Raw genomic sequence first — 13,960 nt, 5'->3', positions numbered from 1 at the left:
ACAAACATTCCTCCTGAATACTCGCCGATTAAGGCAAGGAACAGGCATTTTTGTCCACCGTCTGCAGGTTACATCCGGCTTGTGACGGTTTCAGTTTTCCCGCGGAGTTATCGGGGATAACCTCACGATGCAAGCCCATCGCTTTTCGAGGGATCGGAGCGGACGCGGTCGATATCGTCGATGGTGCGGATGACGGTTATACGAGCCGTGAGGGTGGTCAAAAGCGCGATGACGATCATCGTCATGGCGATGCCGAGATACCCGCCGAGACCCACCGAAAACGAGCCGAAAAGCGCGCTTGCCTGATCGCTCTGCGGTGTGGCGACAGTGCTCGATTGCCAGAAACCGGCTACAAGGAATACGCCGGCGGCCAGTGCGCTGCCGGCCGCCGCCCCCTTGAGGCTGATCTTCAGGAAGTGCTTCTGGAATTCACGCGCCACAAAGCTGCTTTCGGCGCCGACAAAATGCAGAACCTCGACGATATGCCGGTTGCCGGAAAGCGCGCCGCGCGTCGCAAACACCACTGTCAGCACCATGGCGGTGAACACGAGGATAAGAACACCGACGCCGATCATGACAGTGGTTCTGGCCATGGAGACCAGCCTGTCGACCCAGGTGCGGTGGTCGTCCAGAAATGCCTGCGGAATTTCGGCCTTCAGCATATCCCGCATCGCCTGGAAATCGGGTGGATTGTTTTCGTCGATGGTGATGACGACGAGACGCGGCACCGGCAGTTCCGAAAGATCGAGACCGCTGCCGAGCCACGGCTCCAAAAGGCGCGACGTTGCCGCATCGTCGAGGATGGTGCCATCCCGCGTGCCCACGAAGGTAAGCGCCAGATTGCGCGCCTTGTTTAGCGCCGCATTCATGTCCAGCCCGTCCTCGGGCTTGATCTGGATGGTGATCTCGCGGGAAATCTGGCTCTGCCAGGTGGCGGCGGTGGCGCGCACCATGGAGACGGCACCAAGGGTGAGGCAGGCGAGAAAGGCCATGATGGCGATCACCACCATCAGCGCATTGCCCTGAATGTTGGAAGGCGGCAGGATCGGCGCCATCGGGCGGATGCGCATGGGCGGGCGCTTGGGCTGCGCCGCTTCCGGCTTCAACGGCTTGCGGTTGATCTCATTCATAGATATCGAGCCGCCCTTCAGTGAGGATCATCCGGCGCGCATCGAGCTGGTCCATCAGGCCAAAATCATGGGTGGCGATGACAACGGCCGTGCCCAGCCGGTTGAGTTCCAGGAAAAGGTTGAGAAGGCGCTTGGCCATCGGTGGATCGACGTTGCCGGTCGGCTCGTCGGCCAGCAATATTTCCGGCTGGTCCATGAGTGCGCGGGCGATGGCGGCACGCTGCTTTTCCCCGCCGGAAAGAATGGCCGGCAGCACGTTGATGCGCTCGCCAAGGCCGACCCATTTCAGAAGCTCTATCACGTCGTTGCGATAGGCGCTTTCTTCCTTACCGCGCACGCGCAGCGGCAGGGCGACGTTTTCATAGGTCGTCAGATGGTCGAGCAGCCGAAAATCCTGAAACACTATACCGACGCGACGGCGCAGCATCGGCAACTCGCTACGTGGAATGCGCGAAACGTCACGGTTGAACATGCGGATATGCCCGCGTGTAGGCTGCAGCGACATCAAAAGCAGGCGGAGCAGCGTGGTCTTGCCGGCACCCGAAGGGCCGGTCAGAAACTGGAACGAACCCTTGGGGATATCGAAGGTCATGTCCCTCAGGATCTCGGGTCCCATGCCGTAACGCAACCCGACATTTTCGAAATGGATCAACGGACTTCCAGTCTCTTCGTTTCGTGGTGGTTCGCAAGCCGCTGGCTCGTGGGGTTCGGATGTCGGGGTTTAACCCGGATCCGGCAGCCTGTGCGAGCCGCTTTTGCGAAGCATTAACCAATTAAATTTAAAACTTGGCAGGATTCGTTGCAATGCCCAGTTTTGCGGGCCGGAAAACCTCACCCAAGGAATTCTATGGCTATGTTCCGTTCATCTCGCCGGCAAGCGGCATTCGATTTCGACCTCCTGATGCCGGAAACGCCGGTACGCCGCACGGCGCGGGCGGCAAATCCCGACCGCGATGTGGTAGACGCGGAATTTGTCACCATCAAGGAAAACCGTTCGCGGCAACCCGGAAACGACAATCGCGGCGCAGCGCGCCGGCAGGTGAAAAAAACGCCCGTTACCCTCGCCATTCTTTGCCTCGCTTTCATCGGCTGGGTGGATCGCAGATTGTCTCGCCTGTCGGCGGATGCCTATTCGGCGCTGGTGGCCGGCCTCGCCATTTTTGTCTTCGTATGTTCGGGCGGCCTCTCGATCGTGGTGCCGGAAAAGACGGCTGTCGCGGCCTCGGTCAATCCTCTCGCCATTTCCCATGTCACCGTAACCCCGCAGGAAGCGGGTGGCATGGATATCCTGCTCATCAACGGCATCGTGGAAAACAATGGCGGCAATCTGGAAGAGGTGCCTGCCCTGCGCGCCGATCTCTTCGCCGCCAAGGGGCAGCTGGTAGCCAGCATGGTCATCGAGCCGCCGGTCAAGGAAATGCAGCCCGGTTTCAGCCACGGTTTTTCGGCAAAGTTGCGCCATCCCGGTGGAAAAACGCCTGAGATCAAGCTTTCCTTCGTCGAGGCGGGTGCGTCTGAACGCTGACTGTGCTAACGCGTGTCTTCTATTTTTACTGAAAGGTAAAATCGGCAAGGCGCAGCACAGGAGTAAGAATGCCCGTCGTCCGTGGAAAAAACATCGAGCCGCTTTATAGCGCCGAGCAGATCGCCGAGCGCAATCGCGACATGGCCAAGCACATCGCCAGCGGCCCGACCAAGGATTTACTGGTCATTGCCGTGCTCAAGGGATCGTTCATTTTCGCGGCCGATCTTATCCGCGCACTGCATGACAGCGGCCTTGCTCCTGAGGTCGAGTTCATCACGCTGTCGAGCTATGGCGCCGGCACGGTGTCGCAAGGGGTCAGGATCGTCAAGGATATCGACAGCGACGTGAAGGACCGTGATGTGCTCCTGATCGACGATATTCTCGAATCCGGCCGCACGCTGCGTTTCGCCAAGGAACTGCTTTACGAGCGCGGTGCGCGCAATGTCACCATTGCGGTGCTTCTCGACAAGAAAGTGAAACGCAAGGAAGATCTGGAGGCCGATTATGTCGGTTTCGAATGTCCTGATTATTTCGTCGTGGGTTACGGCATGGACGTGGCTTATGCCTTCCGCGAATTGCCCTTCGTCGGCGTCGTGACCGGCGACGCCTGAGTACTTCGTCGTGCCGGAACGGCACAGCACGGAGACGCCTCATTAACCATTCACCCAGCCAAGGGCTGGGTGTTTACCTCTTGAAAAGAGGAGCCTGCGATGTTGCTCACGGCTGGAAATGATGCCCAGGAGCAATGAATAATGGCGAAGATTCTGATTACAGAAGACGAGGATGCACTGCGGGCTTTCGTCGCTCGCGCGCTGCGTCTCGACGGTCACGAGACCTATGAGGCGGCGGATGGCGAGCAGGGGCTGGAGAAGCTTCAGGAAACCAGTTTCGATCTTCTTCTTTCGGATATCCGCATGCCGGTCATGGATGGCATCGAGCTGGCGCACCGCGCCGCCAAAAGCTTCCCGGCCATGCGCATTTTGCTGATGACGGGTTATGCCGAGCAGCGCGAGCGGGCCGATGATCTGGCGACGAAGATTGTGGACGTGGTTTCCAAGCCCTTTGCGCTTCCGGATATTCGCAAGGCTGTGGCGCGGGCGCTGGCGGCCTGAGTGGTAATGTTACACAGATTTGAGAAAGGCGGCCCCTTGGGTCGCCTTTTTTTGTTGCGTAGTTGTCAACTCTCTCCTCCGTCATGCTCGGGCCTGTCCAGAGTATCTGCGACGTATCGGTTTCATGGGAGGTTGACAGATCCTCGGCACAAGGCCGAGGATGACGTCAAAGTGTTTCGCGACCCGCCCAGTAGCTTTCGCCTCGGCCTGCTCTTCCGGAAAGTCACGAAATTAAAGTGGCGGGCCGGATCGCCGTGAATGGCTTCTGATCCTCACCGTATATCCAGCAACCGCTCCAGATACCGCCGCTCGATTTCACCGGGCGGGTTGTTGCCGAGTTTTTCGCGGATAGCCTCGAGGATTTCGCGGGCTCGCTGCACGTCGATTTCATCCGGCACTTTCACCTGGTCGCCGAAATCCGGGCCGGTGGTGCTACGCGGGCGGCCGAGCGGGTCGCGGCCGTTCTGACCGCCCTGGCCCGCCATGCCCTCCTGACCTTGCCCCGGCTGCTGGCCCTGCTGGCGCATGGCCTGCATGATCTGGCCCATCATGTCCTGTGCGCCCTGGCGCAGCGCATTCAGCGCATTGCCCTGACCTTCGACAGCCTGTTCGCCCTGGCCCTTGCCCAGCGCCTCGCCGGCGCCTTGCATTTCCTGTTGCGCCTTGCCGAAGTTTTCGCCCGGTTCCATACCGAGATCGCGCAGCCCCTGCTGCAATTCGCCGAGCTGCTTGCCGAGCGCATCCTGCTGCGCCCGCAGGTTTTTCAGCGCCTCGCGTAGCTGTTCAGCGGTCATCTGGTCGCTCGGCTGTTGTCCGCCCTGCTGACCATTTTGACCCTGTTCGCCTTGCTGACCCTGCTGCGGCTGCTGGCCGTTTTCGCCCATCTGCTGGTCGTTTTCGCCTTCGCCGCCCTGTTGCGGGTCGCCGCGCTGCATGCGGTCGCGCAGCGCCTGATCGAGCTTGAAGGTCTCGTCCATCAATTTCTGCTGCTGCTGCAGGATTTCGCCCAGCTTGTCGATCTGCTGGCGCATCTTGCTGCTCTGCTGCTGCCCCTGCTGGCCCTGACGCTGCGGGCGGCCCGCCTGCAGATTGTTCATCATGCGCTGCAGCTGCGAGAGCATTTCCTGCGCCGCGTCGCGGTTGCCGGAACGGGCGAGGTTCTCGATCTGGTTCATCATGTTTTCCAGATCGCGCTGGCGCAGCACATTCTGCGCTTGGCTGTTCATGTTGGCCTGCGGCGCATTCTGCATGCGCTGGGCAAGCTCGCTCATGAACTGCTGCATCGCCTCGCGCAGTTCCTGCATCAACCTGGCGATTTCCTCGTCGGAAGCATTGCGCTGAAGCGCTTCGGAAAGCGCATTCTGCGCATCGCGCAGGCGTCTTTCGGCTTGCGAAAGATCGCCGTCCTCGATGCCGAGCGCGATTTCCCACAGATAATCGGCCGTGTCCTTCAGCATCTCCTCATTATAGGCGAGCCGCATGCGGGTCTGGGCCGATTGCAGCAGGAGATAATGGGTGGTGTTGGGAATGGTCTCTTCCGGGCGCAGGCCCACCGCCTCATTATAGGCGATAGCTTTCGGCATCTGGCGCGTATCGAGCGAGAATATCTGCCGCTGCTCGGCAATGGAAGCGGCCAGCGGTTCGGAGAAATTGCGGCCCGGCAGCACCATTTCATGCGCGGGGCTACGACCCGTCTGGCCGGCACCGTCCGTCGCCACCAGTGTGATGCGCACGCGCTTTCCCGCCATCGGATGTTCGGTCAGGTTGCGGCTGGTCAGGCCCTTGATCTCGCGATTGTTCTGCCGCGGCAGATCGAGCTTGAATTCCGGCGGCGGGTAAAGTGCGCTTGCACCTTCCGCAACGCCCACAGGTTCGATGATGGCGTGGGCTTCCTTCAGCCCATAATCGTCCTTGGCGGTAAAGCCCACTTCCAGCGCGCCGTTAACGGCCCGGCGCGGCATGTTGTCGAAGGCGATGCTGGGCGGCTGGTCGGGAATGACGTTGAACACCCATTGTTCGCCATTGGCGGTGATCATGCCGCTTTCGGTAACATCCATGGTGAAGGTGCGCGGCGCGACAGGCTGATCCGCCGAACGAACCGGTGTCTGAACGGCGATATCGCCGCTTGCGCTGTCGACACGCGCCGTTTCCGGCGCAAGCTTTTGCAGCGCGCCTGCCATTTCAGGCTCGAAAGTCACTTCTTCGCCGCCATCGCCGCCGGTCATGCGGATCGTCAGCTTGGAGGATTGCGGCACGGAAACCGCGTCACGGTTGGTTGCGTCACGTCCGGTCAGGAAAATCGGCGCGCGACCGGTATAGGATGGCGGCGTGACCCACGCGTCGAGACGAATATCGGGATTGAGCGGACCGACGGCCGGTCGGCTACGGAAGGCATCCGCAATCGTGCCCGCGCCGTTGGAATAGGAAAAACCGAAGGCGGCGGCCAGAAGAAGGGCGGGAATGGCGCGCAGCGCCAGACGGTCATAACGGGCGATATCGGGTTTCGGCAAGCCGGCATTCAGCGCGGCGATGCGCTCCGCCATGCGGATCTGGTGTTCTTTCCACAGCGTTCGGGAAAAGGGCGTATCGAAGGCGGGCTCGTCCTCCTGCACGCCAACCGGCTGGTGCGCGAGACCGTTGCGGTCTTCAAGCAGGCGCGAGGCTTCATGATCCGTCGGCCATTTCAGCCGAAGGATCGGTAAAAGCGTGGCGATGAAACTGAAAACCAGCACGAAAACGACGCCGAGCCGCAGGAAATCCGGCATATGCCGGTAGAGGCCGAACCAGGCAAGGGCTAGAAACACGGCGGCGATGGAAAGTGGCCACAGCGTTTTCGGCGCAATTTTCTCCGAGAGCAGCACGATTTTTGCGAAGAAGCGCTTGGCGACGACCCGGCGGGCAAGGTCCGGCCGCTGCGCAAACGCACCAGTCGCGCGCTTTCCGCCAGTCTTGTCCTCTCCGGCTGTGGTCATCAATCCGTTCTCCCGGTTCTGGCCACGTCGAACGCCATTCCCGGAACGGCGAGCTGTTTGTATCACGGGGGCAAGGATAACATTCTTTGTGGCGAAGACGAGGGCGCCCAAGCCCTCGCCCCCATTTTTTAGGCAGCTTCGCTTGATTGTGATCGGCAAACCGGTGATACGGGCGAGCTCAATCGAGCCAGGCGGGTACGGAATCGAGCGCGATCAACTCTTCATAGGTGCCGCGCGGACGGATCACGTGGAATTTGTCGTCCTTCACCAGCACTTCCGGCACCAGCAGGCGGGAATTATAGGTGCCGGCCTGCACCGCGCCATAAGCGCCGGCGGAGCTGACGGCAATCAGATCGCCCGGCTGCGGCGCAGCCATCTCGCGGTCGAGCGCCAGATAATCGCCGGTCTCGCAGACCGGGCCGACAATGTCGGCCTTGATGCGCGGCGTGTTTTCGGCCGGCTGCACCACCGGGCGGATGCCGTGATAGGCCTCGTAAAGTGTGGGGCGGATGAGGTCGTTCATGGCGCCGTCAACGATCACGAAGGTCTTTTCGCCGCCGTCCTTCACATAGATCACTTCCGTCACCAGAATGCCGGCATTGCCGACAATCAGTCGACCAGGTTCGGTCACGATCTTGCAGTTGAGGCTCTTCAGCTCATTCTTGACGATATGCGCATAGGCATCCGGCAGTGGCGGCGGGTTGTTGTCATCGCGATAGGGAATGCCGAGACCGCCGCCAATATCGACATGGCTGATCGTGTGGCCATCGCCGCGCAGCGCCTCGACGAGTTCGCGCAGCAGCCGGAAAGCGTCCTCGAAAGGCTGCAATTCGGTGATCTGGCTGCCGATATGCATGTCGATGCCGGTCACTTCGATGCCGGGCAGGGTGGCGGCATGGGCATAAACCGCGCGGGCGCGTTCATAGGAAATGCCGAACTTGTTTTCCTTCTTGCCGGTGGAAATCTTGGCGTGGGTGCGGGCATCCACATCCGGATTGATACGGAAGGAGACATGCGCCCGTTTGCCGGCCTTGACGGCGCGCAGGTTGAGGACTTCCAGTTCCGGCTCGGATTCGATGTTGAAGCAATAGATGCCGGCTTCCAGCGCATAATCCATTTCCGCCACCGTCTTGCCGACGCCGGAGAACATGATGCGGCTTGCCGGCACGCCGGCTGCGAGTGCGCGGCGCAATTCGCCGCCGGAGACGACGTCGATGCCGGCGCCGAGCTTTGCAAGCGTTTTCAGCACCGCCTGATTGGAATTCGCCTTCATGGCATAACAAACCATGGCGTCCACATCCGCGAAAGCGCCTGCGAATACCTTGTAGTGGCGTTCCAGCGTTGCCGTGGAATAGACGTAGAAGGGCGTGCCGACCGCCTTGGCGATCTCAGGCACGGGCACGTTTTCGGCGTGCAGCACGCCGTCGATATAGCCAAAATGGTTCACGGCTTTTTACCCGTCAGAGAAGCTTGTCGAGAATGAACCGACGCTCAGCCGTCGCCGGCTTCGGTTCGCTTCCATCGGCGGCGCGTTTGTTGCGCATTTCGACCGGCGTGCTCGGCGGATCGATGTCGCCCTTACGCCCGCAGGCGGAAAGAGCAAGGCTGACGGCGAGCGTCATGCCGATGGGAACGATGAGTTTGCGCGCGGTTTTTGAAAGCATGGGCCTGTCCAAAGGAAATATGTGCCTCTCTGATAACGAAAAACAGGGCGCTTGTGCACCCTGTTTCTTGTGATCGCATTGTAACGCGAATTTATCAGTTGCGTTCACGCCACCAGGCGATCTGCTTGCGCACCTCCGAAGGGGCCGTGCCGCCGAAACTCGTGCGGCTGGCGACCGATGCTTCTACGGACAGAACGTCGAAAACACCGTTGGTGATGCCGGGGTGGATGGCCCGCAATTCTTCCAGCGAAAGATCGGCGAGATCGCAGCCTTTTTTTTCCGCCAGCGCCACGGCATTGCCGGTCACGTGGTGCGCATCGCGGAAGGGCAGGCCCGCTTCGCGCACAAGCCAGTCGGCAAGATCGGTAGCGGTGGAATAACCCGAACCGGCGGCGGCGCGCATACGGTCCTTGCGCACTTCAAGGTCGCGGATCATGCCGGTCATGGCGGCAATCGCCAGTTCCAGGCTTTCGGCGGCATCGAAAACCTGTTCCTTGTCTTCCTGCATGTCCTTGGAATAGGCGAGCGGCAGGCCCTTCATCACTGTCAGAAGGGCGATCAGCGAGCCGTTGATGCGGCCGGTCTTGGCGCGCACCAGTTCGGCGGCGTCGGGGTTTTTCTTCTGCGGCATGATCGACGAGCCGGTGGAAAAGGCGTCCGACAGGCGGATGAAGCCGAATTGCGGCGTCGACCAGATGACGATCTCTTCGGCCAGCCGCGACAGATGCGTGGCGCAGATCGAGGCGATGGACAGGAATTCCAGCGCGAAATCGCGATCGGAGACGGTGTCGATTGAGTTGCGGGTCGGTTCGCGGAAACCAAGAGCGCTTGCCGTCATGTGGCGGTCGATGGGATAGCCGGTGCCGGCAAGGGCGGCTGCGCCGATCGGGCTTTCGTCCAGATGCTCGATGGCGTGGCGCACGCGGGCGCGGTCACGGCCGAACATTTCCACATAGGCCATGCAATGATGACCGAAGGTCACCGGCTGCGCCGTCTGCAGATGGGTGAAGCCCGGCATCACGGTATCGGCATTTTCTTCGGCGCGGTCGAGGAAGGCGGCGATGAGGGCGGTCAGCATCCCCTCCGTCTTCTGCAATTCTTCCTTGACCCACAGGCGGAAATCGAGCGCCACCTGGTCGTTGCGCGAGCGGGCGGTGTGCAGGCGACCAGCCGCTGTGCCGATGAGGGTCGCAAGGCGCGCTTCGATATTCATGTGAATATCTTCGAGTTTGCGCGAAAATTCGAAGGTGCCGGCTTCGATCTCTGACAGGATCGTGTTCAGACCCTCGATGATCTTGTCTTTATCTTCAGGCGAAATAATGCCTTTAGATGCCAGCATGGTGGCATGCGCCATAGAGCCGCGGATATCCTGGGCGTAAAGCTTCTTGTCGAAGCCGATGGAGGCATTTATCTCTTCCATGATGGCAGATGGCCCGGAAGCGAAACGCCCGCCCCACATCTGGTTGGAGGATTTCTGATCTGTGCCGTCAGCCATGTTAAGTGCCCTGGAGTATTCGATGACAGAAAAAACGCCGTTCAGGCTTCCTTCCGCCAAATTGGTTGCAATTGCTGCCGTGGCCGGTGTGCTCGCCGGTGCTGGCGCGGTCTGGTTCAGGCATATTGGGTCTGAGAGCCCGGTTCAAGGGGCAGCGGTGGCAGACGGCGGTTTATGTGAGGGTGCGACAAACCGCATCGCCTCGCTGAAACCGTTTCTGAAAGGGCAGGTCGCGGCCATGTCGGCGGCGGACAAGCCGCGCATCATTCCGCTGTCCTTCAAGGGGCCGCAGTCGCAAGACATGACGCTTGCCGCTCTCAAGGGCAAGGCGGTTCTTCTCAATCTCTGGGCCACATGGTGTGTGCCCTGCCGCGAAGAGATGCCGGCGCTGAACGCGCTGGAGAAGGAAAAGGGCGGCGAGAATTTCGAGGTCGTTGCCGTCAACATCGATACTGGCGCGGATGAAAAACCGAAAGCTTTTATGGATGAATACAAGATCGATGCTCTGAAGCACTACCGCGACAGCTCCATGGGCGTCTTCAACGTTCTGAAAAAGGAAGGTCTTGCTTTCGGCTTGCCGGCAACCCTGCTGCTGGATGAAAACGGCTGCCTGCTCGCGGCCATGAACGGCCCGGCGGTGTGGGACAGTGAAGACGCCGAGGCGCTGGTGACCGCGGCTACTGGAAAATGATGCGGTGGCCGGAATATTGGGCACTATGAGCCGTAACCGCCGTCAACGCCCGGCTTTCCAGCGGACGGGCCGGTGCAGACAAGCCCGTTCCCGCCTCGTATAATGATACTGGCTTCCGCCATGAATGGGTGCCGATATGGAGTTGCTAATTCCCCGGCTTGGTCTTGCTCTCGCCATCGGCCTGCTCGTCGGCCTTGAGCGCGGCTGGCGGGAGCGCGATGCGCCGGCGGGCAGCCGTACCGCCGGGATCCGGACCTATGGCATTACCGGTCTGCTGGGTGGCGTCTTCGGCGTGTTGGCCGCAGAGCAGAATAGCGTTTTCGCTTTTGCGGCGGGTTTTCTGGGGTTCGCATTCAGTTTTTCATGGTTCAAGCTGCGCGAAGCGCGTCATGACAATGATTTCAGTGTCACCGGCGTGGTTGCGGCTCTCTGCGTCTTTGCCCTCGGCGGGCTTGCGGTAACGGCGCAATATCAGGCGGCGGCGGCTGGTGCTGCTGCCCTTGCGGCATTGCTTGCCGGCAGGGAAGTTCTCCACCGCCTGCTGAAACGGCTGACTTGGGTCGAGCTCCGCTCCGCGCTGGTGCTTGCCGTGATGACCGCCGTTGGCCTGTCGATCCTTCCGAACCGGGCGATCGATCCGTGGGGCGGCTTCAACCCGTGGGAAATATGGCTGTTCACCGTGCTCAGCGCCGCGATCTCCTATTGCGGCTATATTGCCGTGCGCCTCCTCGGCTCAACTCGCGGCCTGCTGGTGACCGGGCTGGCGGGCGCCCTTGTTTCATCGACCGCTGTAACCGCCAGCTTCGGGCAGAAGGCGAAAAGCGGTGAAAACGCGTGGCCTCTGGCCGGCGTGGCGGTGCTGGCCGCGGCTGTATCGTTGCTCCGGATTCTCGTTATCGTTCTCGCCCTCTCGCTGACAACGTTTTCGCTTATCGCACCGGCGACGCTGACTGCGGCACTGGTTCTCGGATTGAGCGGCGCCGGCCTGATAAGGCTGCAGGACACGCAGACCGGGCAAGAACTCAATGCAAAAAACCCGTTCGACTTGGCGCCCCTTGCCATCTTCGCTGCGCTTTTTGCCGCAACGCGAACGCTGAATGCCGTTCTTCTCGTCTGGATCGGCGCCGGCGGCTTCATCGCGCTCACGGCTCTGTCCGCCATATTCGATGCCGATGTCGCGGTTCTCAGTGCGTTGCGAACCAGCGCGCAGAGCATTTCGCCGGACATTTTGGCCAGCGCAATCCTCGCCGCTCTCGCCGCCAACGCGGCAGGACGCGTATTCGTCGCCGCCGTTTCCGGAACGCTCGTTTATTGCGGATTGCTTACGGCCGCATCCATCTTTGCCGCGGGTGTCGGAGCGGTCACCTATTTGCTGATTGCCTGAGGGTTCAGCCGAAGGCAGAGACGATATTGGTCCGGGCTCAGCGCGTCGGAACCGGCGTCTCACCCCGATAATCGTAGAAGCCGCGGCCGGATTTGCGGCCGAGCCAGCCGGCCTCGACATACTTGACCAGCAGCGGGCAGGGGCGGTATTTGCTGTCGGAGAGGCCGTCATGCAGCACCTGCATGATCGACAAACAGGTATCGAGGCCGATGAAATCGGCAAGCTGCAGCGGTCCCATCGGGTGGTTGGCGCCAAGTCGCATGGCTGTGTCGATGGCTTCCACCGAACCGACGCCCTCATAAAGCGTATAGATCGCCTCGTTGATCATCGGCAGCAGGATGCGGTTGACGATGAAGGCCGGGAAGTCTTCGGCAACGGTGATCGCCTTTTCGAGCGTCCGCACATAATCCTTGGCCGCGTCGAAGGTCTTTTCATTGGTGGCGATGCCGCGCACCAGTTCCACCAGCTTCATGACGGGGACCGGGTTCATGAAGTGGATGCCCATGAACTGTTCGGGACGGTCGGTGGCCGATGCAAGCCTAGTGATGGAAAGTGACGAGGTGTTGGTGGCGAGAAGCGCTTCCGGCTTCAGAACCGGGCAGACCTGCGTGTAGATCTTGCGCTTGATCTCTTCGTTTTCCGTAGCAGCCTCGATGACAAGATCCATCGGCGCCAGATCATTGACGTCGGTCGATCCGCTGATGAGCGTCAGCGCCTGCTTGCGGGCCTCGTCGGAAAGCTTGCCGTTGGTGACCTGGCGGGCGAGATTGCCGTTGATCGTGGCAAGGCCGGCCTCAATGCCTTCCTTCGAAAGATCGTAGATGTGGACCCTGTATCCGGCAATGGCGGAAACATGCGCTATGCCACACCCCATCTGACCGGCTCCGATGACACCGATATTCTTAAAGGGGGCGGTCATATGCTGTTCTCCCATGTGCTGCAGATAGTAATTCGCTGGCGATGTTACGCATATCGCCGAAAAAGAGAAGGCGGCGCGTTCAAAAAACGCGCCGCCTTCATCATGTATTTAAAATCAAAGGGCTTTTTGCAGTTCCGGCAGCGCCTCGAACAAGTCTGCGACGAGACCGTAATCGGCAACCTGGAAAATCGGCGCTTCTTCATCCTTGTTGATGGCGACGATGACCTTCGAATCCTTCATGCCGGCCAGATGCTGGATGGCACCGGAAATACCGGCCGCGATGTAAAGCTGCGGCGCGACCACCTTGCCGGTCTGCCCCACCTGCCAGTCATTCGGCGCGTATCCGGCATCGACGGCAGCGCGCGACGCACCAACGGCGGCGCCCAGCTTGTCAGCGACGGGAAGGATGACTTCCTTGAATTTTTCCGAAGAGCCAAGCGCACGGCCGCCGGAGATGATGATCTTGGCGGAGGTCAGTTCCGGACGATCTGACGAGGCCAGCGCGTCGGAAACGAAGCTGGAGACACCGGGGTTTTCAGCGGCTGCAATGGTTTCGACTGCCGCCGAACCACCTTCTGCCGCTGCCGCAAAGGCGGTCGGGCGCACGGTGATGACCTTCTTCGCGTCGGTCGCCTGCACTGTCTGGATGGCGTTGCCGGCATAGATCGGGCGCTTGAAGGTGTCAGGGCTGACGACCTCGATGATTTCCGAGACCTGCGCCACGTCGAGAAGGGCCGCAACGCGGGGCGCTACGTTCTTGGCGGACGCCGTCGCCGGGGCGATGATGACATCATAAGAGGGGCTGAGTGAAACGATCAGCGCCGCCAGCGGCTCGGCGAGCGCGTTGGCATAGGAGGCGTCGTCGGCGAGCAGCACCTTGGAAACGCCCGTCAGCTTCGCGGCCGCGTCGGCCGCCGCTTTCGCGCCAGAACCGGCGACCAGCACATGCACATCGCCGCCGATCTGCGTTGCCGCCGTCAGCGTCTTTGCCGTCAGGTCGGAAAGGGTTGCGTTGTCGTGTTCTGCCAGAAGAAGAATGGCCATAAGAATATCTCCCTTTTCCGAAAC

Annotated in this window: 13 protein-coding genes; 5 read left to right on the top strand and 8 right to left on the bottom strand. The window is 60.7% G+C overall.

All coding sequences use genetic code 11. The features are described from left to right. Positions 1 to 122: 122 nt before the first annotated feature. Both ACQZ48_RS02675 and ftsE read right to left on the bottom strand, forming a co-directional pair. Positions 123 to 1,130, bottom strand: coding sequence for a cell division protein FtsX (locus ACQZ48_RS02675; protein WP_077985220.1), 1,008 nt, complete (start codon positions 1,128 to 1,130; stop codon positions 123 to 125). After that, positions 1,123 to 1,782 (bottom strand): cell division ATP-binding protein FtsE, encoded by a 660-nt coding sequence (ftsE, locus tag ACQZ48_RS02670; RefSeq protein WP_191216738.1) that lies wholly within the window; start codon positions 1,780 to 1,782, stop codon positions 1,123 to 1,125. The genes ACQZ48_RS02675 and ftsE overlap by 8 nt, the downstream gene beginning before the upstream one ends. 201 nt (positions 1,783 to 1,983) lie before the next feature. On the opposite strand from ftsE, the gene ACQZ48_RS02665 reads away from it, so the two are divergent. The 3 genes from ACQZ48_RS02665 (at position 1,984) to ACQZ48_RS02655 (ending at position 3,767) form a co-directional block, all read left to right on the top strand. Further along, positions 1,984 to 2,655 (top strand): hypothetical protein, encoded by a 672-nt coding sequence (locus ACQZ48_RS02665; protein WP_191216737.1) that lies wholly within the window; start codon positions 1,984 to 1,986, stop codon positions 2,653 to 2,655. A gap of 68 nt (positions 2,656 to 2,723) precedes the next feature. Further along, on the top strand, positions 2,724 to 3,266 hold the full coding sequence (gene hpt / locus ACQZ48_RS02660; protein ID WP_077985217.1) for a hypoxanthine phosphoribosyltransferase: 543 nt from the start codon (positions 2,724 to 2,726) through the stop codon (positions 3,264 to 3,266). A 141-nt stretch (positions 3,267 to 3,407) separates the two neighbouring features. Further along, the gene (locus ACQZ48_RS02655; protein WP_191216736.1) at positions 3,408 to 3,767 is read left to right on the top strand and encodes a response regulator; all 360 of its coding nucleotides are present in this window, start codon (positions 3,408 to 3,410) and stop codon (positions 3,765 to 3,767) included. 272 nt (positions 3,768 to 4,039) lie between these two features. Here the strand turns inward: ACQZ48_RS02655 and ACQZ48_RS02650 are convergent, their stop codons facing one another. The 4 genes from ACQZ48_RS02650 to argH form a co-directional block, all read right to left on the bottom strand. Then, a complete protein-coding gene (locus tag ACQZ48_RS02650) occupies positions 4,040 to 6,739 on the bottom strand; it encodes a TIGR02302 family protein (protein ID WP_448728473.1) in 2,700 nt (899 codons plus the stop codon). A 178-nt stretch (positions 6,740 to 6,917) separates the two neighbouring features. Next, the gene (lysA, locus tag ACQZ48_RS02645) at positions 6,918 to 8,186 is read right to left on the bottom strand and encodes a diaminopimelate decarboxylase (protein WP_173990996.1); all 1,269 of its coding nucleotides are present in this window, start codon (positions 8,184 to 8,186) and stop codon (positions 6,918 to 6,920) included. 13 nt (positions 8,187 to 8,199) lie between these two features. Then, a complete protein-coding gene (gene lptM, locus ACQZ48_RS02640) occupies positions 8,200 to 8,403 on the bottom strand; it encodes an LPS translocon maturation chaperone LptM (protein ID WP_448728472.1) in 204 nt (67 codons plus the stop codon). 94 nt (positions 8,404 to 8,497) lie between these two features. Then, positions 8,498 to 9,898, bottom strand: coding sequence for an argininosuccinate lyase (argH, locus tag ACQZ48_RS02635; protein WP_448728471.1), 1,401 nt, complete (start codon positions 9,896 to 9,898; stop codon positions 8,498 to 8,500). Between the two features lie 22 nt (positions 9,899 to 9,920). Here argH and tlpA point away from each other — a divergent pair, with 22 nt between their 5' ends. Beyond that, a complete protein-coding gene (gene tlpA / locus ACQZ48_RS02630; RefSeq protein ID WP_448728470.1) occupies positions 9,921 to 10,589 on the top strand; it encodes a thiol:disulfide interchange protein TlpA in 669 nt (222 codons plus the stop codon). 136 nt (positions 10,590 to 10,725) lie between these two features. Then, the gene (locus ACQZ48_RS02625) at positions 10,726 to 11,973 is read left to right on the top strand and encodes an MgtC/SapB family protein (protein WP_077985336.1); all 1,248 of its coding nucleotides are present in this window, start codon (positions 10,726 to 10,728) and stop codon (positions 11,971 to 11,973) included. A gap of 37 nt (positions 11,974 to 12,010) precedes the next feature. On the opposite strand, the gene ACQZ48_RS02620 is transcribed toward ACQZ48_RS02625, so the two are convergent. Both ACQZ48_RS02620 and ACQZ48_RS02615 read right to left on the bottom strand, forming a co-directional pair. After that, positions 12,011 to 12,892, bottom strand: coding sequence for a 3-hydroxybutyryl-CoA dehydrogenase (locus tag ACQZ48_RS02620; RefSeq protein WP_077985335.1), 882 nt, complete (start codon positions 12,890 to 12,892; stop codon positions 12,011 to 12,013). A gap of 114 nt (positions 12,893 to 13,006) precedes the next feature. Beyond that, positions 13,007 to 13,936, bottom strand: coding sequence for an electron transfer flavoprotein subunit alpha/FixB family protein (locus tag ACQZ48_RS02615; RefSeq protein WP_077985210.1), 930 nt, complete (start codon positions 13,934 to 13,936; stop codon positions 13,007 to 13,009). Positions 13,937 to 13,960: the final 24 nt, after the last annotated feature.

Source organism: Agrobacterium sp. 22-209-1 (assembly GCF_053522485.1).
The sequence above is the reverse complement of the archived record's forward strand: the minus strand, read 5'-3'. Positions and strand labels throughout refer to the sequence as shown.

What these genes read in the sequence shown, in the direction of transcription:
- ACQZ48_RS02625 (WP_077985336.1), top strand. Translation starts at nt 10,726, where the DNA reads ATGGAGTTGCTAATTCCCCGGCTTGGTCTTGCTCTCGCCATCGGCCTG.
- lptM (WP_448728472.1), bottom strand. Translation starts at nt 8,403, where the DNA reads ATGCTTTCAAAAACCGCGCGCAAACTCATCGTTCCCATCGGCATGACG.
- ACQZ48_RS02615 (WP_077985210.1), bottom strand. Translation starts at nt 13,936, where the DNA reads ATGGCCATTCTTCTTCTGGCAGAACACGACAACGCAACCCTTTCCGAC.
- ACQZ48_RS02665 (WP_191216737.1), top strand. Translation starts at nt 1,984, where the DNA reads ATGTTCCGTTCATCTCGCCGGCAAGCGGCATTCGATTTCGACCTCCTG.
- argH (WP_448728471.1), bottom strand. Translation starts at nt 9,898, where the DNA reads ATGGCTGACGGCACAGATCAGAAATCCTCCAACCAGATGTGGGGCGGG.
- ACQZ48_RS02675 (WP_077985220.1), bottom strand. Translation starts at nt 1,130, where the DNA reads ATGAATGAGATCAACCGCAAGCCGTTGAAGCCGGAAGCGGCGCAGCCC.
- ACQZ48_RS02655 (WP_191216736.1), top strand. Translation starts at nt 3,408, where the DNA reads ATGGCGAAGATTCTGATTACAGAAGACGAGGATGCACTGCGGGCTTTC.
- hpt (WP_077985217.1), top strand. Translation starts at nt 2,724, where the DNA reads ATGCCCGTCGTCCGTGGAAAAAACATCGAGCCGCTTTATAGCGCCGAG.
- ACQZ48_RS02650 (WP_448728473.1), bottom strand. Translation starts at nt 6,739, where the DNA reads ATGACCACAGCCGGAGAGGACAAGACTGGCGGAAAGCGCGCGACTGGT.
- ACQZ48_RS02620 (WP_077985335.1), bottom strand. Translation starts at nt 12,892, where the DNA reads ATGACCGCCCCCTTTAAGAATATCGGTGTCATCGGAGCCGGTCAGATG.
- tlpA (WP_448728470.1), top strand. Translation starts at nt 9,921, where the DNA reads ATGACAGAAAAAACGCCGTTCAGGCTTCCTTCCGCCAAATTGGTTGCA.